Origin of the sequence: Methylibium sp. Pch-M (genome assembly GCF_004136295.1) — a bacterium.
Classification (GTDB): domain Bacteria; phylum Pseudomonadota; class Gammaproteobacteria; order Burkholderiales; family Burkholderiaceae_C; genus Methylibium; species Methylibium petroleiphilum.
The window spans coordinates 3,135,487-3,157,204 of the sequence record NZ_CP029606.1 but is presented as its reverse complement, the minus strand read 5'-3'; the positions used below and the strand labels follow the sequence as shown (position 1 = coordinate 3,157,204).

The window sequence follows — 21,718 nt, the reverse complement described above, 5'->3', positions numbered from 1 at the left end:
AGCGCTGCATCCACTTCCATGCACGACGTGATAACGAAGACGCGCTGAACAGGTCAGACCGGCAGCGGGCAAGCTCGACTAATGAAGGTCTGCATAACTCAGGGCTAATCCGCGCAGCGTGATCGGCCCTGAGTTATGCAGACCTTCCCTAGATTCATCTGCGCCCACGGTTGCGAGGCTTGTTCTTCGCAGCAGCGGGTCTCTTTCGCGCAGGCGGCGAAGTTGCATTTCCCTTTTTGAAGCTCTTGCCAATGTCGAGTGCTTTGGCTACCCCTGGATTGATGACAAGTGTTCCGGTGGATTTGACCTTCGGTGCAATGTCAATCAGCGACCGTTCGCGATACGACCAGTGGTAGTAGGTCTCTCGGTCATCTTCTAGAGATTCCGTATAACCAATGATGTTGACATCGTAGAAGAACTGCAGCAACGCTTCCGCATCACGCATGAATCCCCTTGCCTTGAAGTCCTCCCCGTCCGCCCACTTAAGGAACTGGGCATAGGCCGAGCCGAACTGCTCAAAAGTGAATCGTTTTCTTCCGTCTAAGTATTGAAAGAACTTCAGGTAGTTGTGGAAGTCTGCCTGCGTCATATAGAACGCGGCGTAGTTCTTCGTTTCCCCCAAGAGGTACTCCGAAAACTTTCTCGTGAAGGCGGGTTCGCTTAGAAGGTCGGGTGAAAATTTGCTCTCACCGCCTCGGCCTGCATGAATCATCATTTCACGCGTGAGGCGTATGAATGTGAGGATGTCTCTCGGCTTCTGAAAAGTCAGTTTTAGAAGTCGCTTAAAGGTTGCACCATCGTTCTGGTCGTCTTGGTAGTAGTGACGCCAGGCTACTTCCGATGAGGTTCCGTTCCCGTTCTGCATCGAGAAGTATCGACCACTGACTTCAAAGAGATTGGAAGCTCGGTACTCGTTCTCGTTCGTCGCCCAGTCAAGGAAGACTGTGTTGTCCTGAAGCCGTGAGTTGGAGTTGTAGAGATTCAAGGAATGAAATACATCTGGACGAACTAAGAGAACGATCTTGATGCGACCGCGAGAATCTTTAATGGTGTTGAAGAACTCAGTGTTTAGCTGCCAAATGGCTTCTGCAAGCCCTTTCACGCATTCAATGTATTCTGAGTACGGAACCGACTCTGGCCTGTAGTCAATACCGTCGACAAAAAGGATGTGGGAATCCGCAAGTGTCAGAGTTGAGATGGCTTCCTTGAGCGCGTTCTCCGTCTCTAGGAGATGGTGACGAAGTTGCGGGAGGTTCTCCTTCTGTTGGGACTTTGCCTCCGCGGAGGCTTGCGCCTTGTCTTGGGCCCCAACGTTGGCTGCGAACGAAGCACTAGTAATGGCCTCAAACGCACTTTCGATCTCCGGATTGAGTGCATTCTTTGTCCACTTCGCTAGTTCCTTTTCTACCGTCTTGAACTTGCCGGTCAGCTTCTCAAAAAAGCCCTTTGACTTCAAGACGAGCATTCGACCAACTAAAAACAGCAGCATTGATCGCCAGATGTTCGCGTAGTCGCTGTAGTTGAGCTTCCCTTGTCTCTTCAATTCGATGAAGCGCTTGTACTGCGTTTCGGTCATTGTTGTCACTTGGCATCGGTGACTCTCAACGATGTTGTTCTCTAGGAAGACGGCGTATGCGGTCTTTCCGGCACCTTTTTCCCCCATGAGAAAATAGGTCGACGAGGCCAAGCATTTCTTGATCTCCTCTGTCTGTAGGAACAGCTTGTTGAATAGATCCTTCTCTGCGCGCGATCTGTAGTTAAGAGCATCGTTAAATGGCTCTTTGAGGAGGCGAATCGCTTTCCATGACGGTTCGTTCTGCATCGCGAAGACCTACTTTGGTGTTGGACGAATCTAACGTTTGAGCTGACGGGCCGGAGCCGGAATGGCGCTTGGCCCGCGAGGCGGACGATAAGGCAGAGCGCCTCGCGGGCCAAGTGCCATACCGGCGGAGGTCCCGGCCAGAGCAAAGGTTATCCCGCACTTGGCTAGAACGGAATGTCGTCGTCGTTGAACTCGAAATCTCCGGTGTAGCGATAGACCTTTTTTAGAACCGCGGCCACCTTGCCCTTCACTTTTTCGTCCTCGTTGAGCGCCTGAGCGCCAGCATTTCCGAAGGGACCATAAATCTGAATCCGGCTATGCCTATCCGACCAGTAGAAATTGATCTTGTCTGTGTCTGGAGGGGGAAGCTTCTTGTCAATGAGCGCCCATCTGATGTCCCAGCGTACTTCTCTCCGGAAGTCACTCACCAAAATCTCTGCTCGCTTCGAATCCTTCACGATGTCAACGAAGAAGTCGTCGCACTGCTTGTCAAACCAGCGACAGTTCTCACGATGCAATGCAGAGTACTCCGGCAGTAGTGCGGCGAAGGCATCCGCACGCATGAATCGAATCCGAGAGAAGGTCGCCTGCTTCTTGATGATGTAGCGCGCTATGTAGTGCTCTTGTTCCACAGGCTGTGTCTCGATAGAAGCGCCGTCGAAGAACAAGCGCATCAAATCCGAGTCGACGACCGACAGCAGATTAAACTGATAGACGGCAGGCTTCGTTCTGCGCTGAGGAAGAGCGCCGAGTTCGTAGGCTTGGGCCTTCATCAAAGATGTGGTAGCGCCGAAGATCGCCTTATCGTTCTGCGGAGCGCCCGAAGACTTACTCATCTCTTGGAAAGCAAACACATCTACGGCGGGCGTGCGGAGCGCATCCCCAATTTGGGAGGTCGCAACAGACTCGTGATAAAGGCGCGCAGAGTCTGACTTCAACAGTTGGAAAGAAACGGCCTTGTCATTCGACCAAGCATGTAGTGGTTGCCAGTTTGAGTTTGGATCTTTGAGATCGATCTCTCGACAGAGTAGCGCCCAAGCGTTCGCCTCGCTCTTCTTGCAGCTAATCAAGAGGGCCGTGTAGACGTCGAAGTGCTGGACCCGCGAGACCTGATAAGCGACCAGATCAATCTCGCGCACGGACTCTTCCGCGTCGTCAACGTAGTAACGATTGCTGATGACCGTCCATCGAGCAGCCTTTAGTTGCTGCGCAATCGCGTTCTCCAGCACGAAGCCGGTTTTCTGAATCTGCTCGGAGAAGAGATCGGCGGGCATGGTGCGGGCTAACTAGATTTAGGCATGCGCGACCGTACTGGCGCAGTTGATCTAACGCAATCCCTCCCCCCGAGAAAAAGCCTGCTGCTTCTTGAAAAAAAGGCCCGTCCCTTCAATCAAGCGCAAGCGCGTTATGCGCCCCAAATCAGCCGGCCCTTTCCGCGGACTCCAACAGCCCCCTACACCCCCGGCCCCCCCAACCCATGCTCCCGCGCATAGTTCAGCAACTCCACCGCACTCCCCACCCCCAGCGCCTGGCGGATGCGCGTCTGGTAGTTGGCCACGGTCTTGGTGCTCAGGCGCAGGGTCTGCGCGATCTCTTCCACGCCGCGGCCGGCCAGCAGCTGCTGCAGGATGTCGAACTCGCGGCTCGACAGCCGGGTGTGCGGCGGGCCGCCCTCGGTGCGCGCCGCCAGCGCGGCCACGTCGGGTGACAGCGCGATCTCGCCGCGCGCGGCCTGGCGCACCGCCGTCACCAGCACCTCGGGGGCGCTGCTCTTGGTCACGAAGCCGGCGGCGCCGGCGCGCAGGCACTGGTCGAGCATGGCCGCGCTGTCGTGCATGGTGAACACCAGCACCGACAAGTCCGGCCGCCGCTGCGACAGCCGGCGCAGCAGCTCCAGCCCGCTGCGGCCGGGCATGGAGAGGTCCAGCACCAGCAGGTCGATGTCGTCGCCACTGCCGCCACCGGCCAGCGCGCTGTAGGCCGACTCGGCGTCGCCGTACTCGGCCACCACGGCGATGTCGGCCTCCAGTTCCAGCAGGCGGCGGTAGCCTGCGCGCACGACCGCATGGTCGTCGGCCAGCGCCACACGCAAGGGCCCGGGCAATTGGCTCACGGTCACGAAGTTCTCTCCTGTTCAGCGCTCGTCGGCGCGCTGAGGTTGTTGACGTTGCTGCCGTCGTCGATCACGGCAAAGGGCAGCCGTGCATGCAGTTTCAAGCCGGGGCCGCCGGCGCCCGAGGCCGCCGTCGACGCCGGCTGCCATTCCAGGTCGCCGCCGGCCGACCACACGCGGTCCTTCACGCCGGCCAGGCCGTTGCCGCGCTGCCAGGCGCCGGCGTCGTCGAGCCCGCAGCCGTCGTCTTCCACCGCCCAGTCCAGCAGGGCCGTGGTCGCGCCCGGCACGCGCACGATGCGCACGCTCAGCCGCGCCTCGCTCGCCTGCGCGTGGCGGGCCACGTTGGTCAGCGCCTCCTGGCTGATGCGGTAGACGGTGAGCACCAGTTCGCGCGGCAGGCGGTCGTTGTCGCCCAGCCCCACGCTGTCGAAGGCCAGCGTGTAGCGCGTGCTGCGGCCCGGCGACTGCACCCAGGCCTGCACCAGCGTCTCCAGCAGCGCGCGCAGGCGCTCCACGCGCTCGCCACCGTCGGCGTGCGCGCTGTCCGCGGTGCCCAGCGGCCGCAGGCGCGTCAGCAGCGCCCTCACCTCGCTCTGGATGCGCGAGCAGTGCTCGCTCATGCCGGCCACCACCGCCGCGAGCTCGGGCTCGTGGGCCAGCCGGCGCTGCAGCCAGCTGGCGTCAACGCGCAGCGCGGTGAGGTGCTGGCCCAGTTCGTCGTGCAGCTCGCGGGCCAGGTGGTTGCGCTCGTCTTCCTGCAAGGTCAGCACCTGCGCGCCCAGCAGGCGGCGGCGGGCCTCGGCCTCCTCCAGCGCGCCCGCCAGGTGGCGCAGCGCGTGGGCAATCACGTCCAGCTCGCGGATCGGCATGGCCGGCAGCGCGCGCACCTCCCCCAGGTCCTGCCGCTCCACCTGCTCGATGGCCGACAGCAGCGGCGCCAGCGCGCGGAACGAGCGCCGCACGCGCCAGTGCATCACCCCCAGCATCAGCAGGCCGCAGCCGGCCAGCAGGCTCATCATCTCCACCAGCTGCACCAGCGACTCGCGCTGTTCGCTGTCGTGCGACGCGATCCACTGCACCTGCCAGGCCGGCCCGTCCGGCCGCGGCAGCGCGGCGGCCACGGTCTGCGGGCGCGGCGGCGCGAACAGCACGCGGTTCAGCTGCACCAGCAGGCCCAGCACGGCCGACGCCGGCGGCTCGGGCTTCGGTTCCAGCCGCACCTGCCCGGCGCCGTCGACCAGCCGCACGTCGAGGTGGCGCGAGCCGCCGGCGTCGCGCAGCGCGCGCACGGCGGCCACCAGCTCGTCGTCGTCGATGGTGTTCGCGGCGATCAGCAGCGCGCTCATCTCGGCCTGCGCCAGTGCGCCGGAAAGTTCGTCGCGCATGTCCTCGCGCGCCCGCCACAGCCCCACCAGCAGCGCGAGCAGCAGCGCGCCCAGCACCACCACCAGCGCGCCGCGCATCACCAGGCGCGGCAGCTCCAGCGGCGCCGGCGCGGCCGGTACGTCGGGAAGAACTCCCGGCGTGACGGCGGGAGGAAGCACCACAGAATCAGGACGAGTCATCACCAACGCAGCAGCAAGGAGAGAGCGACGATGCAGGCCCGGACGGAGGCCCCACGCCCGGCGAGCGGCGTGCCGAGCGGCCGGCCCGTGATGCGCGCAATGCCGTCCGCCGATGTGCCGACGCAGTGTGCACGAGCGCGCGGCACTTGCATCGGTCGCAAGGTCGCGCCGGGCGCTGGCGGATCGGCAGCGTTCGATCACTTCGTGACGGCGGCCACCGCCGGATCGGCGCTGCCGGCGGGGCGCCGCCGCCACCTCACGCGGGCCGTGCCCCGGCCCCTGCACTGACGCCGTTTTCCCCGTATCCCTCTGGGCAAGCCCGGCGTTGCCGCGCCTGATGGGCTTGCCTCTGCACCCCGCTCGATGCCTGCATCGGGCGGGGTATTTTTTTGCCGCCGTGCTTGCGCACGGGATGCGGGCAATCGGTTGTTTCCCCAGTGCTCAGTCGTTCAACTCGGGAATTTCTCCCGAACCGGGCAGCGGGACACCGTACACACAATCCCGGGTCGTTGTTGTGATGAACCTATAACTATCAGGAGACTTGACGGTGACTCGCCCTCTCGAAAACCGGCCCGCGCGGCCCACGCGCCTGGCACGGCCGGACCGATCCACACCGTCGCCGATCACGCGCGCACTGGCCGCCCTCGGGTGGCTCGGCCTGCCGCTGATCGCCATGCCCGGCACCGCGGCAGCCCAGGCCGCCGCTGCGCAGCTCGATCGCGTGGAAATCATCGGCGTGTCGCCGCTGCCCGGCCAGGGCATCGACCGCAACATCCTTCCGTACTCCACCCAGGTGCTCAAGCGCGACGCCATCGACGGCGCGCAGGCCGTGAACCAGACCGACTACCTGAACCGCCGCGTGGTCGGCGTGCAGGTCAACGAGATCCAGGGCAGCCCCTTCCAGGGCGACCTCACCTACCGCGGCTTCCGCGCCTCGCCGCTGCTCGGCGCCGGCCAGGGCCTGTCGGTCTACGTCGACGGCGTGCGCATCAACGAGCCCTTCGGCGACGTGGTCAACTTCGACCTGATCCCCGAGTTCGCGATCAACACGCTGTCGCTGGTGCCGGGGGCCAACCCGGCCTTCGGCCTCAACTCGCTGGGCGGTGCGCTGGCCTACACCACGCACGACGGCCGCAGCGCGCCGGGCTTCCGCGCCGACCTGTCGGCCGGCAGTTTCGGCCGCAAGCGCGCGGACCTCAGCTACGGCCGCAGCGACGACAGCGGCTGGCACCAGTACGTGGCCGTCACCGGCTTCGACGAGGACGGCTGGCGCGACCACTCCGACGGCAAGCTCGGCCAGTTCTTCGGCAAGCTGGGGCACGACGACGGCACCACGAGCTGGAGCCTCGGCGCGCTCTACTCGCAAAGCAACCTGGTCGGCAACGGCCTGCTGCCGGCCTACACCATCGACGAGGGCGCGCTGGTCAAGGACCTGTACTTCTCGCGCCGCGAGTCGGTCTACACCTACCCCGACCAGACGCGCAACAAGCTCGGCCAGCTCAGCTTCAACGGCCAGCACACCCTCGACGCCAACAGCTCGCTGGCCGCGCTGCTGTACGTGCGCAAGAGCTCGCGCAGCACCATCAACGGCGACGAGGCCGAGGAAGAGCCGGACGATCCGGGCGATCCGAACGCCGCGTTCAACAACACCGCGACCACGCAGACCGGCTACGGCGCGGCGCTGAGCTACTCGCGCGTCAGCGGGGCGCACCAGTGGCAGGTGGGTGCCAGCGTGGACCGCTCGCGCGTGGAGTACAGCCAGTACGAGCAGGAAGGCTTCTTCACCGACAGCCGCGGCGTGATCCCGGCGCCGGGCGAGGACCGCGAACTGTCGGCCAACGTGGAAGGCCGGTCCACCCATTACGGCGTGTATGCCACCGACACCTGGCGGGTCGCGCCGCGCACCCACGTGACGGGCACGGCGCGCTACAACCATTCGACGGTGAGCAACCAGCTCACCACGCGCGACGACGACACCGGCATCATCGAGGACAAGCCCAACGAGCGCTTCAGCTACAACAGCGTGAACCCGGCGCTGGGCATCGCGCACCGCCTCGGCGAGGCCGCCACCACGCCCACGCTGTTCGCCAACGTGGCCCGCAACACGCGCGTGCCCACCGTCATCGAGCTCGGCTGTGCCGACCCCGACGAGCCCTGCCGCCTGCCGGCCGGTCTGCAGGCCGACCCCTACCTGAAGCAGGTGAAGTCGACCACCGTCGAGGCCGGCCTGCGCTGGCCGCTCGCCCCCGGCATGCGCTTCAACCTGGCGGCCTTCCGCACCGACAACAAGGACGACATCCTGTTCCGCAGCACCAGCGTGACCGGGCAGCTCGGCTACTTCGCCAACTTCCCGAAGACGCGCAACCAGGGCGTGGACACGGAGTTCGCGGTGACCCACGGCGCGTTCGACGTCGGCATCGGCTACAGCTTCCTGAAGGCCACCTACGAGGCCAACGGCGTGCTGCGCCAGGGCGAGCGCAACGTGACCATCACGCCGGGCACCCGCATCGCCGGGCTGCCGCGCCACACGCTGAAGCTGGCGGTGGACTGGCGCGTGGGCGACGGTCTCACGGTCGGCAGCGACCTGCAGGCGGTGACGAGCCGCGGCGTGTCGGGCAACGAGGACGGCCTGCTGGAGGACCCGGAGGTCGGCGAGGACCCCGAGTACAAGCGCGTGCGTCTGCCCGGCTACGCCATCGTGAACCTGCGCGCGAGCTGGAAGCCGAGCGCGCAGTGGGAGCTGTACGCGAACGTGAACAACGTCTTCGACCGCCGCCACGAGACCTTCGGCGCGCTGGCCGAGACCATGTTCGACGCCAGCGGCAACTACACCGGCGAGGAAGCCGACGCGCTGTTCGTGGCGCCGGGCACCCCGCGCGCCGTGTTCGTGGGCCTGCGCTACCGCTTCTGACCCCTCCGCGTTGAGCGGGCGCCCGAGCGGACCTCTCGGCGCCCCACCCCGCCCCCGCTGGTGCCTGGCACCGCCGGGGGCTTTTTCATCGGGGAAGCGCGCTCGCCGGCCGGGCCGCAGCGTGACACACTGTCCGCGCTTTGGCACATCACGCGACACTGCGAACGGCCCGCGCCCCGGCGGCCCCGCCGCCAGCCACCGCGGCGGGCCGGGAACAGCGATTGCTCTGAACCCCGGCTCATGCCGAACCCGCCTGCCCCGATCCGATGCTCATGACCGCCCGTTCGACCCTGCGGCCCGCCACCGACAGCGCGGTGGTGGTGCGTGCGCCCGGCCGGCTGCACCTGGGTTTCCTCGACCCGTCGGCCACGCTCGGGCGGCGCTTCGGCAGCCTGGGGCTGGTGATCGACGACTTCGACACCGTGTTGGCGCTGCGCCGCGACGCGCGCAACCACGGCGAGGCCCTGCACGACGGCGCGGCCGCGCAGGAGGCGCTGGCGCGCGCGACGGCGCATGTGGCGACGCTGCAGCGCGCCTTCGGCCTCGACGCCCCGCTGCACCTGCAGTTGCTGCAGCTGCCGCCGGCCCATGCCGGCTTCGGCTCGGGCACCCAGCTCGCGCTGGCGGTGGGGCGCGCCTTCGCGAGCCTGCACGGCCTGTCGCTCGCCACCCCGGAGATCGCGCGCCTGCTCGGCCGTGGCCTGCGTTCGGGCGTGGGCATCGCCGGTTTCGACCAGGGCGGGCTGCTGCTCGACGGCGGCACCGGCGACGACGGCGTGCCGGCACCGTTGCTGGCGCGCCTGGAGCTGCCGTCCGCGTGGCGCGTGCTGCTGGTGCTCGACCCGCAGCGGCAGGGCCTGAGCGGCGCCGACGAGAGGAGCGCGATCGCCACGCTGCCGGCCTTCGCGCAGGCCAGCGCCGCCGCGGTCTGCCACGAGGTGCTGATGCGCGTGCTGCCCGGCGCCGCGAGCGACGACTTCACGCTGTTCGCCCAGGGCGTGAGCGCGGTGCAGCGCCTGGTCGGCGCGCATTTCGCGCCGGCCCAGGGCGGCCAGCTCTATGCGAGCCCGGCGGTCGCGCGGCTGTGCGAATGGATCGCCCGCCACCACGTGGCCGCCACCGGACAGAGCTCGTGGGGCCCGACCGGCTTCGCGATCCTGCCGTCGGCGGCCGAGGCCGACGCCGTGCTGGCCGCCGCGCGCGCGGCCGGCATGGTGGAGGCGGCGCTGCAACTGCGCACCGTGGGCGCCCGCGCGCACGGTGCGTCGATCGAAGTCCGCCCCCCGCTCCGATGAAGCCCGACGTTCTCCCCGACCCCGACGAAGACGACCTGAAAGCGACTGCGATGGACCGCCCCTACATCCTCCACATGATCACGCCGGGCAAGCAGATGAGCCCGTTCGACATCAACATGGCCGCCGACGCCGGCTACCAGCTGCTGCCGACCTACAGCGAGGTCACGCTCGACGGCGTGACCGGCCTGACGCAGGACGCGATCTTCTCGCGCGGCCCCAAGGGCGTGGCGCGCACCGGCCTCTTCATCGGCGGGCGCGACGTGCTGCTGGCCGCCGACATGCTGGACGCGGCGCGCAAGGCGATGGTCAAGCCCTTCGTGGTGTCGGTGATGGCCGACCCGAGCGGCTCCTACACCACCGCCGCCGCGCTGGTGGCCTGCGTGGAAGGCCAGCTGCGCAAGGTGCACGGCACCGACCTCGCCGGCAAGCGCGTGGTCATCCTCGGTGGCGGCGGCACGGTGGGCCGCATCGCCGGCGTGCTGGCGCAGCAGCTCGGCGCCGACGTGCGGCTGTCCAGCCGCGGCGGCGTGGAGGCGGCGCAGCGCGCGGCCGACGAGACCAACGTGCGCTTCGGCAGCGCAATGAGCGGCGTGTCGGGCAAGGGCGTGGACGCCATCCGCGCGTCGATCGCCGACGCCGACGTGGTGCTGGGCACCGCGGCGGCCGGCGTGCAGGTGATCAGCGAGGCCGACCGCGCGGTGGCCACGCGGCTGCTGGTGGCGGCCGACGTGAACGCGGTGCCGCCGGAGGGCATCGCCGGCGTGGGCGTGATGGACAGCGGCAAGCTGCTGCCCGGCAGCCGCGCGGTGGGCATCGGCGCGCTGGCGATCGGCAACGTGAAGTACCAGGTGCAGCACCGCCTGCTGGTGCGCATGCGCGGCGCGGAGAAGCCGGTCTACCTGAGCTTCCCCGAGGCGCTGGCGGTGGCGCGCGAAGTTCTCTCGGAGGCATGACCACCCCCGTTGCGGCTGCGCCGCTCCCCCTCAAGGGGGCGACGCTGGTGGACCGGCGGAGCCGGTCCACGGCGTCTGCGCGCGTGGACCGCGGTGGCGCACGCGCGGGGCGCTGACGTGACTGCTGCTTCGACCGGCCGCGCGACCCTGGTGGTCGCGGGCTTGTCCGCGCGCTGGATGGCGGAGGCGGCGGCGCGTGACGGCTACGACGTGATCGCGCTCGATGCCTTCGGCGATGTCGACACGCGGCGCGCGGCGCTGCGCTGGCGGTCGATCGGGCGCGACGACGGCCCCTTGGGCATCGACCCGCAGCGCACGCTGGAGGCCCTGCGCAAGGCCGCCGCCGACCGGCAGGTGCTGGGCTGGGTGGCGGGCAGCGGCTTCGAAGGCCAGCCCGAGCTGCTGGGCCGCGGCGCGCAGGCGCTGCCGCTGATCGGCACGCCGGCCGAGACGGTGCTGCGCGTGCGCGACCCGGCCGGCTTCTTCGGCATGCTCGACTGGCTGGGCCTGCCGCACCCCGAGGTGCAGTTCGACGCCCCCGATCCGCCGTCGGGCTGGCTGCGCAAGGAGGCGCGCGGGACCGGCGGCTGGCACATCCGGCCGGCCGACGACCCGCACCCGGCCGATCCCGAACAGCAGCCCTACTACCAGCGCGAAGCGCCCGGCACGCCGATGTCGGCGCTGTTCATCGCCAACGGCCGCGAGGCGCGCGTGCTCGGCATCAGCGAATTGATCGTCCGGCCGCTCGGCGCGCACCGTCCGCATGTCTACCGCGGTGCCATCGGTCCGGTGGCGCTGCCGGCGGCGCTGGCGGTGGGGCTGGACACCACGCTGCACACGCTGGTCGCCGCCTTCGGCCTGCGCGGGCTGTGCAGCCTGGACTTCCTGCTCGACGGCGACCGCTGGTCGCTGCTGGAGATCAACCCGCGGCCGTCGGCCAGCGCGGTGCTGTACGGCGACCGGCTGGCGTGGATGCGGGCCCACGTCGATGCCTGCCTGCACGGCACGCTGCCACCGGCCGAGGCCGCAGCGCCGGCGCCGGGCGCGCTGCGCGGCAGCGAGATCGTGTTCGCGCGCCGCGCGGTGCAGCTGACGGCGGCCCAGGCCGAAGCCCTGGCGGCGCGCGACGACTGCCACGACCTGCCCGCCGCCGGCAGCCGCCACGCGCCGGGCGACCCGCTGTGCAGCGTGGACGCCCAGGGGACCCGCGTGACCGAGGTGCGCGAGCGCCTGGCCGAGAAGCGGGCCGCGCTGCGCGCGTCACTGGCGCAGACTTGAGCCCGGCCGAGACATCACAACGACGAACGACCCTGAGAGAGACCACGCCATGAGCAGCACCCCGTCCACGACCGACTCCGCAACGACCCCGCCCTTCGCCGACAGCCCGCTCAGCGTCAACGCGGCCGTGCGCCCGCTGCTGCAGCGCCTGCTCGACCAGGCCGACGAGCTGCGCGTGCAGGTCCGTCAGGACGCGAGCGGCGTGCGCATCGTCGACGCCGGCATCGCCGCGCCCGGCAGCGTGGCCGCGGGCGTGCTGGTCGGCGAGATCTGCATGGGCGGCCTGGGCCGCGTGGCGCTGGCCGCACAGGGTTATGGCGACGCCAGCAGCGGCTGGCCGACCTGGCTGGAGGTCAGCAGCAGCCAGCCGGTGCTGGCCTGCCTGGCGAGCCAGTACGCGGGCTGGAGCCTGTCGGCCAGCAAGGAGGAAGCGGGCGGCAAGAAGTTCTTCTCGCTCGGCTCCGGCCCGGCGCGCGCGCTGGCCGGCAAGGAGGAGCTGTTCAAGGAACTGGGCTACCGCGACCCGATCGCCGCGGCCGAGCGCAGCGGCGTGCTGGTGCTCGAGGTGGACCGCGCACCGCCGCCGGTGGTGGTGGAGAAGGTGCTGCGCGACTGCGGCCTGCGCCCCGAGCAGCTGACGCTGATCCTGACGCCCACGCGCAGCCTGGCCGGCACGACACAGGTGGTGGCGCGCGTGCTCGAGGTGGCGCTGCACAAGGCGCACGAGCTGCACTTTCCGCTCGAGCACATCGTCGACGGCGTGGCGAGCGCGCCGCTGCCCTCGCCCGGCGCCGACGGCCTGGACGCGATGGGCCGCACCAACGACGCCATCCTCTACGGTGGCCGCGTGCAGCTCACGGTGCGCGGCGGCGACGACGCGGCGCGCCTGCTGGCCAAGGAACTGCCGTCGCTGAACTCGCGCGACTACGGGCGCGGCTTCGCCGACATCTTCAAGGCCGCCGAGTACGACTTCTACAAGATCGACGGCGCGCTGTTCGCGCCGGCCGAGGTGTGGGTGTCGAGCCTGGAGTCGGGCAAGACCTGGCATGCCGGCCGCCTGAACCTGGACCTGCTGCGCGGGCAGTGGCTGGACGCGGCCTGAGTCCTCTCCTGCTGCAATGCGTGTTGCGATCTTCACGGACGAGACCGGCTGGCACACCCGCCAGGTGCAGCAGGCGCTGCGCGCGCGTGGCGCCGAGGGCCGCTGCATCGACCTGGCCGACTGCCGCATCGACACCGCGGCCTCCTGGCACGGCCTGGTGATCCCCGGCTACGGCCGCGAGCTGCCCGACGCGGCGCTGGTGCGCGGCATCGCCGGCGGCAGCTTCGAGCAGGTGACGGTGCGGCTGGGCGTGCTGCACGCGCTGCGCGAGCTGGGCGTGCCGGTCTACAACGACGCGCGCGCCATCGAGCGCAGCGTCGACAAGTCCATGACCAGCCTGCTGCTGCACGCGGCCGGCATCGCGATGCCGCCGACCTGGGCGATGGAGTCGCCGGCCCAGGCGCAGCGCCTCGTCACGCGCGAGAGCGCGGCCGGCCGCGCGCTGGTGCTCAAGCCGCTGTTCGGCTCGCAGGGCAAGGGGCTGCGGCGTGTGGGCCGCGTGGACGGCGCGCACGTGCCGCTGCCGTCGCTGAAGGCCTATGGCGGGCTCGCCTACCTGCAGCGCTACGTCGAGTCGCCCGGCTTCGACTGGCGGGTGCTGGTGGTCGGCGGTCGCGCGATCGCGGCGATGCGACGCTGCAGCGCGCACTGGATCCACAACCTCAAGCAGGGTGCGAAGGTCGAGCCGGCCGCGCTGACGCCCGAACTCGCCGCGCTGGCCGAGCGCGCCGCCGCGGCGCTGCAGATGGACTACGCCGGCATCGACCTGCTGCCCGGCGCCGACGGCCCGCAGGTGCTGGAGGTGAACGGCGTGGCCGCGTGGCAGGGGCTGCAGCGCGTCACGCCCTTCCCGATCGCGCGGGCGCTGGTCGACGACCTGCTCGACCGCAAGCTCGCCGCCGCGCGCGCCGCGGCCGGCGGCGCACGCCGCGCATGAGCCCCGCCGCGTCGCCGCACACCGTCTTCCTGCAGGCCTGCCGGCTCGACGTGGCGGTGCGCAAGCCCGGCAACGTGAGCCTTGCCTCGCCCGGCCACGGCATGCAGGCGCGCCAGTTCCTCGACAGCGCCGCGGCGGCCGCGCCCGCGCTGTTCGCGCCGGGCGCGCGGGTCGGCGCGCGCATCGAGGCGGCGATGGCGGCGACGCTGGCCGTGGCGGGCTGCAACACCAACCTGGGCATCGTGCTGCTGTGCGCGCCGCTGGCCGCCGCGCTCGAGCGTTGTGCCGGATCGTGGCACGCGCTCGGCGACGATGCGCGTCCCGCCGCGCTGCGTGCGGCCCTGGCAGACGAGCTGGCTGCACTGGACGTGGAGGACACGCGCGCCGCCTACCGCGCCATCGCGGCGGCGAACCCGGGCGGCCTCGGCCGCGCCGAGGTGCAGGACGTGGCGGCCGGGCCCACCGTGGGCCTGCGCGAGGCCATGCGGCTCGCCGCCGACCGCGACCGCATCGCGCGCCAGTACGCGAGCGACTATGCCGACCTGTTCGACACCGGACTCGCGGCGCTGCGTCGCGCCGCCACGGCATCACCGCGGCTCGACGACGCTGCGGTGCAGGCGCTGTTCCTCGCCTGCCTGGGCCGCTGGCCCGATTCACACATTGTTCGAAAGTTCGGCACCGACGTGGCACAGGCTGTCACCGACGAGGCGGCGCCGTGGCGGCGGCGGGCCGAAGGCGGCGAGCGGGTCGGCGACGACCCGGCCTTCGCGGCCTGGGACGAGGATCTCAAGGCCCGTGGGCTCAATCCCGGCACCAGCGCGGACCTGACGGTGACCACACTGTTCATTGCTGGCGCACTCGGCGTGGCCGACCTCTCGACTTTCCCATGATTGCGGCGCTGGCATGGAACGTGTAAGTTCATGAGGTACTGGCAACGCCCAGTGCTCTTCACATTCACTTCTGCAGAACTTGCTCACGGAGACTCAACATGGCAAAGATTGACCGGATGATGGTCGGCGAATCGCTCGTCGGTGATGGCAACGAAGTGGCTCACATCGACCTGCTGATCGGGCCGCGTGGCAGCGCCGCCGAAACGGCCTTCGCCAACAGCCTGACGAACAACAAGGACGGCTTCACGTCCCTGCTCGCCGTCGTGGCCCCCAACCTGCTCGTGAAGCCGGCGACCGTGATGTTCAACAAGGTCACGATCAAGGGCGCGAAGCAGGCCGTGCAGATGTTCGGCCCGGCCCAGCGCGGCGTGGCCATGGCCGTCGCCGATTGCGTGGAAGACGGCACCATCCCCGCCGACGAAGCCGACAACCTGTTCATCAGCGTCGGTGTCTTCATCCACTGGCTGGCCGAAGACGACAAGAAGATCCAGGACTACAACTACCAGGCCGTCAAGGAGTCGATCAAGCGCGCGGTGTCGGGTTCGCCGACCGCTCGCGAAGTGGTCTCCAAGAAGGGCAGCGCCGCTCACCCGTTCGCGGCCAAGTGATGCACGGGTCGCAGGTCGGCGTGCCGTAGCGCGCCAGCCTGCGGTCGCTGCATGAGAAAAGCCGACCGGTTGCCCGGTCGGCTTTTTTTCGGCTGTCGGGTACGGCCCCTCAGGCGCCGCCCGGCACCATGCCCGCGCCGATCAGCGACAGCACCGGCGCGGCCCGGCCGCTGGCCGGGTCGGTGGCACGGCGGCGTTCGATCGCCACGCCCACCGCTTCCACGTCGTCGAACTTCTTCGGCTTGACCACCACCACGCGCACCCAGTGCGCACCGAACTCGTGGAGCAGGATGTCGGCCACGGTTTCGGCGAACGACTCCAGCAGCGTGAGCTTGTGCTCCTTGAGCAGGCGCTGCAGCCGCTCGCGCACGACGCCGTAGTCGATGGTGTCGGCGATGTGGTCGCTGTCGCAGGCGCGCGGCCGCGGCAGGCCGGCTGTCACGTCGATGCGGATGGTCTGCGGGCGGTGCAGTTCGGAGTCGTGGATGCCGATCACCGTCTGGCCGGTGAATCCTTCGATGAAGATCAGGTCCAGCGGCTCGGCGTCGCGGCCAGCGTCGGTGGCGGTGAACTGCAGCTGCGGGCGGGGGGCGGCGATCAAGGGCGACTCCTGGGCTGAAATACCATCACGGGCCGGTGCAAGTCCCGGACCATGCCAGATTTTGGAACACTCCACCGCCGCTCCCCGGGCTTCCACCCCCTACGAGGGCCCGACCGGACGCGCCAGAATCGGTACGCAATGACCCTGTGAGGGACAAGCTGAACGGTCCCTGGGACCCTGGCCGGCGGCAACCGGCCCGGCGCCCGGATCGCTGGCCCGGTGCCAGCGCCTCGCGCGTTCGGCCACAACACGAAGGAGAGACAGCATGGGCATCGTATCGCTGCGCGAGGCAGGCGAACACGCACACCGCATTCTCGACACCGTGCGCCAGGGGGCACGGGCCACCGACGACGACGAGATGGCGCGCTCCTGGACGCGCTGCCTCGAACAGCACCGCCTGCACCCGGATCGGCCGCACCGCCCGTCGGTGGTCCCGGCGGCCCAGCTCGCGCAGCGCCAGGAGCGGCTGGCCGACGTGATCGACTGCGCCCGCCACGAGATGGCCACGCTCTACCAGCAGCTGGCCGACACCGAGTCGGCCGTGGTGCTGACCGACACCGACGGCGTGATCCTGCACATGGTGTCCTCGCCGGCCTTCGCCGAGGACGTGACGCCGCTGGGTTTCCACGTCGGCGCGGTGTGGAGCGAGGCCGAGGCCGGCACCAACGGCATGGGCACCTGCCTGGTCGCGGCCAGCCCGGTGGCGGTGCGGCGCGAGGACCACTTCTTCACCCGCCTCACGTCGCTCACCTGCTCGGCGGTGCCTGTGTTCGACCCGCAGGGCCAGATGACCGCGGTGCTCGACGTGACCAGCCGCTCGAGCCTGCAGCAGCAGCACTCGCTGGTGCTGCTGGGCATGACTGCGCAGATGATCGAGAACCGCCTGCTCGAGCTGCGCCACCCCGAGGCCCACCTGCTGCACTTCCACAGCCGGCCCGAGTTCGTCTACACGCTGCACGAGGGCAAGCTGGCGCTCGAGGCCGACGGCCGCATCCTCGCCGGCAACCGCAGTGCGCTGTTCCAGCTCGGCCTGCACTCGGTGGCCGAGCTGCGCGAGCGCCGGCTGGAAGACCTGCTCCACACCCGGCTGGCCGAGCTGGTGGAACGCTGCCGGCGCAGCGCCTTCCATCCGGTGGTCAGCTTCGGCGCGCAGGGCGCGAGCCGCTTCTTCGTGGTGGCGCGCCCGCCGGCGTCGGAGACCGGGGCGCACGAGCTGCCGGTGGCCCTGACCGGCCCGAGCACCGGCACGCGCGCCCGCGCGCTGGTGCCGCGCATGGAGCCGCGGCGCGATGCCACCCTGCCCCCGCGCGCCGCGCCGGCCTTCGGCGACCCGCGGTTGAGCGGCCAGCTCGACCAGGCACGCCGCGCGATCGCGCGCGACATCCCGGTGCTGCTGCACGGCGAGACCGGCGCCGGCAAGGAGGTGTTCGCGCGCGCGCTGCATGCGGCCAGCCCCAAGCACGCCGGCAGCTTCGTCGCGGTCAATTGCGCCAGCCTGCCCGAGAGCCTGATCGAGGCCGAGCTGTTCGGCTACCGCGCCGGCGCCTTCACCGGTGCGCAGCGCAGCGGCCGGCGCGGCAAGGTGCTGGAGGCCGACCGCGGCACGCTGTTCCTCGACGAGATCGGCGACATGCCGCTGGCGCTGCAGGCCCGCCTGCTGCGCGTGCTCGACGAGCGCAAGGTCACGCCGCTGGGCGCCGAGGAAACCGTCGACGTGGACTTCCAGCTGGTCAGCGCCAGCCACCGGCCGCTGGCGCAGATGGTGGAGGAAGGCCGCTTCCGCGAGGATCTGTACTACCGGTTGTGCGGCTTCGAGGTCAGCCTGCCCGCGCTGCGCGAACGCAGCGACCGGCGCGCGCTGATCGCCGAGCTGCTGGCGCTGGAGTCCGGCGGCCTGGCCTCGCTGACGCCCGAGGCCCAGACCCTGCTGGAGCAGCACCCCTGGCCCGGCAACGTGCGGCAGCTGCGCCATGCGCTGCGCACCGCGCTCGCGCTGGCCGACGACGACGGCCTGATCGACCTTCCCCACCTCGCCTCGCTGCGCGCGGCCACCGTCCGCTCCGGTGCGCCCTTGACCCTGCCGGCGCCGGCCGCGTCGACGAGCGTCGACAATGACGCTCCAGCGTTGCCGCCGATGAACCCGATCCAGGCCAAGGAGCGCGAGGTGCTGCTGCAGCTGCTGGAAGACCACCGTTGGAACGTGAGCAATGTCGCCAAGGCGCTCGATGTCAGCCGCAACACCCTCTACCGCAAGCTCCACAAGCTGCACATCGCCCTCTCCCACCCCGGCAGCGGACCCGCCGCTGCAGGGTGAGGCGGCGAAGCGCTGGGCCGCGGCACTGGGCGACGACCACGCGCCGGCCACCGACGACCCGCCCGGCTCGCGCTTCGCGTGGTGCGTGACCGGCTCGGGTCACTACCTCGAGGAGTCCATGGCGCTGGCGGCACGGCTGCCCAACGTGGACCTGTTCCTGTCGGGCGCCGCCGACGAGGTGCTGCCGCTGTACGGCATGCGCCTCGAGCTGCTGCGCGAGCGCTACCGCGTGTTCCGCGACAAGAGCGCGAGCTCGGTGCCGGTCGGGCGGCTGTACGCGGAGGCGTACCACACCGTGGTCATCGCGCCGGCCACCAGCAACACGGTGGCCAAGTGCGCCTTCGGGCTGTCGGACACGCTGCCGACCAACATGTTCGCGCAGGCCGGCAAGCTGGGCGTGCCCAGCCTGGTGTTCGCCTGCGACACCGAGCCGGTGGTCATCACCAAGGCGCCGCGCAGCCACGCCACCGAGTGGCTGACGCTGCGCCCGCGCGGCATCGAGCTGGAGAACGTGGAACGGCTCAAGCGGATCGACCACTGCCAGGTGCTCAGCTCGCCGGCCGAGCTGGAGGCCGCGCTCGACGCGCGGCTGAAGGCGCTGAAGCTCGCATGGAACACATCGTCTTCCTGACCGGCCGGCTGGCGCAGCCCAGCCTGGAGCGCGTGCTCGCCGGCATCGAGCCGCCGGCCTTCACCTACGAGGTGCGCGAGATCGGCCTGCAGGTGGCGGCGCTGATGACGACCGACATGGTCCGCCGCCGCATCGCGGCGCCGCTGACCAGCGTGGATGCCGAAGGACGGCCGCGCCGCGTGGACCGCCTCCTCGTGCCGGGCCGCTGCCGCGGCGACGTGGACGCGCTGAGCGCCCACTACGGCGTGCCGGTGCAGCGCGGGCCGGAGGAGCTGAAGGACCTGCCGCGCTTCTTCAACCGCGCGGCGAAGCCCATCGACCTGAGCGAGCACCAGGTGGCGATCTTCGCGGAGATCGTCGACGCGCCGCGGCTCACGGTGGCCGCGATCGTGGAGCGCGCCCGCGCGCTGGTGGCCGATGGCGCCGACGTGATCGACCTCGGCTGCCTGCCGGCCACGCCCTTCGATCACCTGGAGGACAGCGTGAAGGCGCTGAAGGCCGAGGGCTGGAACGTCAGCGTCGACTCGATGAGCGCCGACGAGCTGCTGCGCGGTGGCCGTGCCGGCGCCGACTACCTGCTGAGCCTGAAGCTCGAGACGCTGTGGATCGCCGACGAGGTGGCCTCGGTGCCGGTGCTGATCGCCAGCGACCAGGCCGACATGGCCACGCTGCACGAGGCGATCGAGACGATGGAGCGGCGCGGCAAGGCCTACCTGGCCGACCCCATCCTCGACCCGATCCCGTTCGGCTTCACGGCGTCGATCGTGCGCTACCACGCGCTGCGCCAGCGCTACCCCGAGGCGCCGATCATGATGGGCGTGGGCAACGTCACCGAGCTGACCGAGGCCGACACCAGCGGCATCAACGCACTGCTGTTCGGCCTGTGCGCCGAGCTCGACGTGGCCGCGGTGCTGACCACCCAGGTGAGCCAGCATGCGCGCCGCGCGGTGGCCGAGGCCGACCTGGCGCGCCGCATCATGCACGCCGCGACGCGCCACAACACGCTGCCCAAGGGCATGAGCGACGGGTTGATGACCACGCACGCGCGGCACCCGTTTCCCGACACGCCGGCCGAGATCGCCGCGACCGCGGCCCAGGTGCGCGACCCGAATTTCCGCGTGCAGATCTCGCCCGAGGGCCTGCACGTCTACAACCGCGACGGGGTGCGGCTGGCGCAGGACACCTTCGCGCTGTGGCCGCAGCTCGGCCTCGAGGACGACGCCGCGCACGCGTTCTACATGGGCGTGGAACTTGCACGTGCGGAGACCGCGTGGCGGCTCGGCAAGCGCTACGTGCAGGACCAGCCGCTGGACTGGGGCGTCGCGGTGCCGCGGCGCGCCGACGACCTGGACGCCTGGTGTGCCCCCGGAACGACGATGACCCATGGCGGCAAGAAGCCGCCGCCCGCGACGGAATGAACGACCAGATCTTCGAGACCGTGATCACCACGGTGGCCGCCGACGGCACGCCGCATGTCGCGCCCTTCGGCGTGCGCTACCGCGGCGAGCAGGTGGTGCTGATGCCCTTCAAGCCCAGCGCGACGCTGGACAACCTGCGCAGCACGCGGCACGCGGTGCTCAACCTGACGACCGACACGCGTGTGTTCGCCGGTGCGGTGTGCGCGCGCTGGCTGGGGCCGCGCCAGTGGCCGCTGCTGCCGGCCCAGGCCATCGCCGGCCAGCGGCTCGCCGCGGCGCTGGCGCACAGCGAGCTCGAACTGCAGCACGACGACGACCACGCCGAGCGCCCCACGCTGACGCTGGCGCGCGTGCTCGATGTGAGCCATGCACCCTTCCCCGGCTTCAACCGCGCGCAGGCCGCGGTGATCGAGGGCGCGGTGCTGGTGAGCCGGCTGCACATGCTGGCACCCGACAAGGTCGACACCGAGATGGGCTACCTGCAGATCGCCATCGACAAGACCGCCGGGCCCGAGGAACACGAGGCCTGGGGCTGGCTGCGCGAGGCCGTGGCGCGGCAGCGGGTGCAGGCCGGAGCCGGCGCATGAGGCTGCTGGTGAGCGTGCGCGACGTCGACGAGGCGCTGGCCGCCGCGGCCGCCGGCGTGGATTTCATCGACCTGAAGGAGCCGTCCGCCGGCGCGCTGGGAGCGCTGCCGCCGGCCACGCTCGAAGCCATCGTCGCGGCGCTGAAGCAGCGCGCCCCCGGGCGGCGCCCGATCAGCGCGACGATCGGCGACTGCGCCGGCACGGCCGAGGTGCTGGAGCGCGTGGCCGAGACCGCCGCCTGCGGTGTGGACTACGTGAAGGTCGGCATCGCACCCGGCCAGCATGCGCTGCTGGACGCGCTGGCCATGTGCGGCCACGCGGTGGTGCCGGTGTTCGTGGCCGACCACGGCATCGACGGCGCGCTGCTCGCACGCGCCGGCGCGCTGGCCTTCCCCGCGCTGATGCTCGACACCGAGGACAAGGCGCGTGGCAGCCTGTTCGACATCGCCAGCGAGGGGCAGCTGCAGCGCTTCGTCACGCAGGTGCGGCGCAGCGGCAAGCTGTGCGGCCTGGCCGGTGCGCTGCGCTTCGAGCACCTGGCGCGCCTGCAATCCATCGCACCCGACTTCGCCGGCTTCCGCAGCGCAGTGTGCAGCGGCGCGCGCACCGCGGCGCTCGACGCGCAACGCGTGCGGGCGCTGCGCGAGCAGTTGCAATGCGAGGACGCCGCGCAGGCGGCGTAAGAGAGAA

The 21,718-nt window shown here is 69.8% G+C and carries 18 protein-coding genes; 13 read left to right on the top strand and 5 right to left on the bottom strand.

Annotated elements, in window-relative coordinates; all coding sequences use genetic code 11:
• Window positions 1-154: 154 nt before the first annotated feature.
• The 4 genes from C1M51_RS15230 to C1M51_RS15215 all read right to left on the bottom strand — a co-directional run bounded on the left by C1M51_RS15230 (window position 155) and on the right by C1M51_RS15215 (window position 5,482).
• Window positions 155-1,822 (bottom strand): P-loop ATPase, Sll1717 family, encoded by a 1,668-nt coding sequence (locus C1M51_RS15230; RefSeq protein WP_129451097.1) that lies wholly within the window; start codon window positions 1,820-1,822, stop codon window positions 155-157.
• Between the two features lie 164 nt (window positions 1,823-1,986).
• On the bottom strand, window positions 1,987-3,096 hold the full coding sequence (locus C1M51_RS15225) for a hypothetical protein (protein ID WP_129451095.1): 1,110 nt from the start codon (window positions 3,094-3,096) through the stop codon (window positions 1,987-1,989).
• Between the two features lie 179 nt (window positions 3,097-3,275).
• Complete coding sequence (locus C1M51_RS15220) at window positions 3,276-3,941, bottom strand: response regulator transcription factor (RefSeq protein WP_129451093.1); 666 nt, start codon at window positions 3,939-3,941, stop codon at window positions 3,276-3,278.
• Window positions 3,938-5,482, bottom strand: coding sequence for a histidine kinase (locus C1M51_RS15215; RefSeq protein WP_165349704.1), 1,545 nt, complete (start codon window positions 5,480-5,482; stop codon window positions 3,938-3,940). Before C1M51_RS15215 ends, C1M51_RS15220 begins: the two co-directional genes overlap by 4 nt.
• A gap of 568 nt (window positions 5,483-6,050) precedes the next feature.
• Here C1M51_RS15215 and C1M51_RS15210 point away from each other — a divergent pair.
• The 8 genes from C1M51_RS15210 to fae all read left to right on the top strand — a co-directional run bounded on the left by C1M51_RS15210 (window position 6,051) and on the right by fae (window position 15,477).
• Window positions 6,051-8,414 carry a TonB-dependent receptor gene (locus C1M51_RS15210; RefSeq protein WP_242499792.1) on the top strand — a complete coding sequence of 788 codons (2,364 nt, stop codon included), beginning with the start codon at window positions 6,051-6,053 and terminating at the stop codon, window positions 8,412-8,414.
• 266 nt (window positions 8,415-8,680) lie between these two features.
• Entirely contained in the window at window positions 8,681-9,709 is a 1,029-nt protein-coding gene (locus tag C1M51_RS15205) for a beta-ribofuranosylaminobenzene 5'-phosphate synthase family protein (RefSeq protein ID WP_129451088.1), read from the top strand.
• 50 nt (window positions 9,710-9,759) lie between these two features.
• The gene (locus C1M51_RS15200; protein WP_129452225.1) at window positions 9,760-10,662 is read left to right on the top strand and encodes an NAD(P)-dependent methylenetetrahydromethanopterin dehydrogenase; all 903 of its coding nucleotides are present in this window, start codon (window positions 9,760-9,762) and stop codon (window positions 10,660-10,662) included.
• Window positions 10,663-10,779: 117 nt separating this feature from the next.
• The gene (locus C1M51_RS15195) at window positions 10,780-11,940 is read left to right on the top strand and encodes an ATP-grasp domain-containing protein (protein ID WP_242499791.1); all 1,161 of its coding nucleotides are present in this window, start codon (window positions 10,780-10,782) and stop codon (window positions 11,938-11,940) included.
• A 49-nt stretch (window positions 11,941-11,989) separates the two neighbouring features.
• Window positions 11,990-13,042 (top strand): methenyltetrahydromethanopterin cyclohydrolase, encoded by a 1,053-nt coding sequence (mch, locus tag C1M51_RS15190; protein WP_129451085.1) that lies wholly within the window; start codon window positions 11,990-11,992, stop codon window positions 13,040-13,042.
• A gap of 16 nt (window positions 13,043-13,058) precedes the next feature.
• A complete protein-coding gene (locus tag C1M51_RS15185; RefSeq protein ID WP_129451082.1) occupies window positions 13,059-13,979 on the top strand; it encodes a RimK family alpha-L-glutamate ligase in 921 nt (306 codons plus the stop codon).
• Complete coding sequence (locus C1M51_RS15180; RefSeq protein ID WP_129451079.1) at window positions 13,976-14,869, top strand: triphosphoribosyl-dephospho-CoA synthase; 894 nt, start codon at window positions 13,976-13,978, stop codon at window positions 14,867-14,869. Before C1M51_RS15185 ends, C1M51_RS15180 begins: the two co-directional genes overlap by 4 nt.
• Before the next feature lie 98 nt (window positions 14,870-14,967).
• Window positions 14,968-15,477, top strand: a complete 510-nt coding sequence (gene fae, locus C1M51_RS15175; RefSeq protein WP_011830196.1) for a formaldehyde-activating enzyme — start codon at window positions 14,968-14,970, stop codon at window positions 15,475-15,477.
• Window positions 15,478-15,586: 109 nt separating this feature from the next.
• On the opposite strand, the gene C1M51_RS15170 is transcribed toward fae, so the two are convergent.
• Complete coding sequence (locus tag C1M51_RS15170; protein ID WP_231497827.1) at window positions 15,587-16,078, bottom strand: dihydroneopterin aldolase; 492 nt, start codon at window positions 16,076-16,078, stop codon at window positions 15,587-15,589.
• 265 nt (window positions 16,079-16,343) lie between these two features.
• Here C1M51_RS15170 and C1M51_RS15165 point away from each other — a divergent pair, with 265 nt between their 5' ends.
• Genes C1M51_RS15165 through C1M51_RS15145 form a run of 5 tightly spaced genes read left to right on the top strand, consistent with a single transcriptional unit; the run spans window position 16,344 to window position 21,711 of the window.
• Complete coding sequence (locus C1M51_RS15165; RefSeq protein ID WP_129451077.1) at window positions 16,344-18,392, top strand: sigma-54-dependent Fis family transcriptional regulator; 2,049 nt, start codon at window positions 16,344-16,346, stop codon at window positions 18,390-18,392.
• Window positions 18,304-19,023 (top strand): flavoprotein, encoded by a 720-nt coding sequence (locus tag C1M51_RS15160; protein ID WP_081771427.1) that lies wholly within the window; start codon window positions 18,304-18,306, stop codon window positions 19,021-19,023. Before C1M51_RS15165 ends, C1M51_RS15160 begins: the two co-directional genes overlap by 89 nt.
• Window positions 19,002-20,441, top strand: coding sequence for a DUF6513 domain-containing protein (locus C1M51_RS15155; RefSeq protein WP_129451074.1), 1,440 nt, complete (start codon window positions 19,002-19,004; stop codon window positions 20,439-20,441). Before C1M51_RS15160 ends, C1M51_RS15155 begins: the two co-directional genes overlap by 22 nt.
• Entirely contained in the window at window positions 20,438-21,028 is a 591-nt protein-coding gene (locus C1M51_RS15150) for a DUF447 domain-containing protein (protein WP_129451071.1), read from the top strand. The genes C1M51_RS15155 and C1M51_RS15150 overlap by 4 nt, the downstream gene beginning before the upstream one ends.
• On the top strand, window positions 21,025-21,711 hold the full coding sequence (locus C1M51_RS15145) for a (5-formylfuran-3-yl)methyl phosphate synthase (RefSeq protein WP_129451068.1): 687 nt from the start codon (window positions 21,025-21,027) through the stop codon (window positions 21,709-21,711). Before C1M51_RS15150 ends, C1M51_RS15145 begins: the two co-directional genes overlap by 4 nt.
• Window positions 21,712-21,718: the final 7 nt, after the last annotated feature.

Coding starts and splice junctions, on each gene's coding strand:
- C1M51_RS15230 (WP_129451097.1), bottom strand. CDS start 1,822: ATGCAGAACGAACCGTCATGGAAAGCGATTCGCCTCCTCAAAGAGCCA.
- C1M51_RS15225 (WP_129451095.1), bottom strand. CDS start 3,096: ATGCCCGCCGATCTCTTCTCCGAGCAGATTCAGAAAACCGGCTTCGTG.
- C1M51_RS15205 (WP_129451088.1), top strand. CDS start 8,681: ATGCTCATGACCGCCCGTTCGACCCTGCGGCCCGCCACCGACAGCGCG.
- C1M51_RS15200 (WP_129452225.1), top strand. CDS start 9,760: ATGGACCGCCCCTACATCCTCCACATGATCACGCCGGGCAAGCAGATG.
- mch (WP_129451085.1), top strand. CDS start 11,990: ATGAGCAGCACCCCGTCCACGACCGACTCCGCAACGACCCCGCCCTTC.
- C1M51_RS15185 (WP_129451082.1), top strand. CDS start 13,059: ATGCGTGTTGCGATCTTCACGGACGAGACCGGCTGGCACACCCGCCAG.
- C1M51_RS15180 (WP_129451079.1), top strand. CDS start 13,976: ATGAGCCCCGCCGCGTCGCCGCACACCGTCTTCCTGCAGGCCTGCCGG.
- fae (WP_011830196.1), top strand. CDS start 14,968: ATGGCAAAGATTGACCGGATGATGGTCGGCGAATCGCTCGTCGGTGAT.
- C1M51_RS15165 (WP_129451077.1), top strand. CDS start 16,344: ATGGGCATCGTATCGCTGCGCGAGGCAGGCGAACACGCACACCGCATT.
- C1M51_RS15160 (WP_081771427.1), top strand. CDS start 18,304: ATGTCAGCCGCAACACCCTCTACCGCAAGCTCCACAAGCTGCACATCG.
- C1M51_RS15155 (WP_129451074.1), top strand. CDS start 19,002: ATGGAACACATCGTCTTCCTGACCGGCCGGCTGGCGCAGCCCAGCCTG.
- C1M51_RS15150 (WP_129451071.1), top strand. CDS start 20,438: ATGAACGACCAGATCTTCGAGACCGTGATCACCACGGTGGCCGCCGAC.
- C1M51_RS15145 (WP_129451068.1), top strand. CDS start 21,025: ATGAGGCTGCTGGTGAGCGTGCGCGACGTCGACGAGGCGCTGGCCGCC.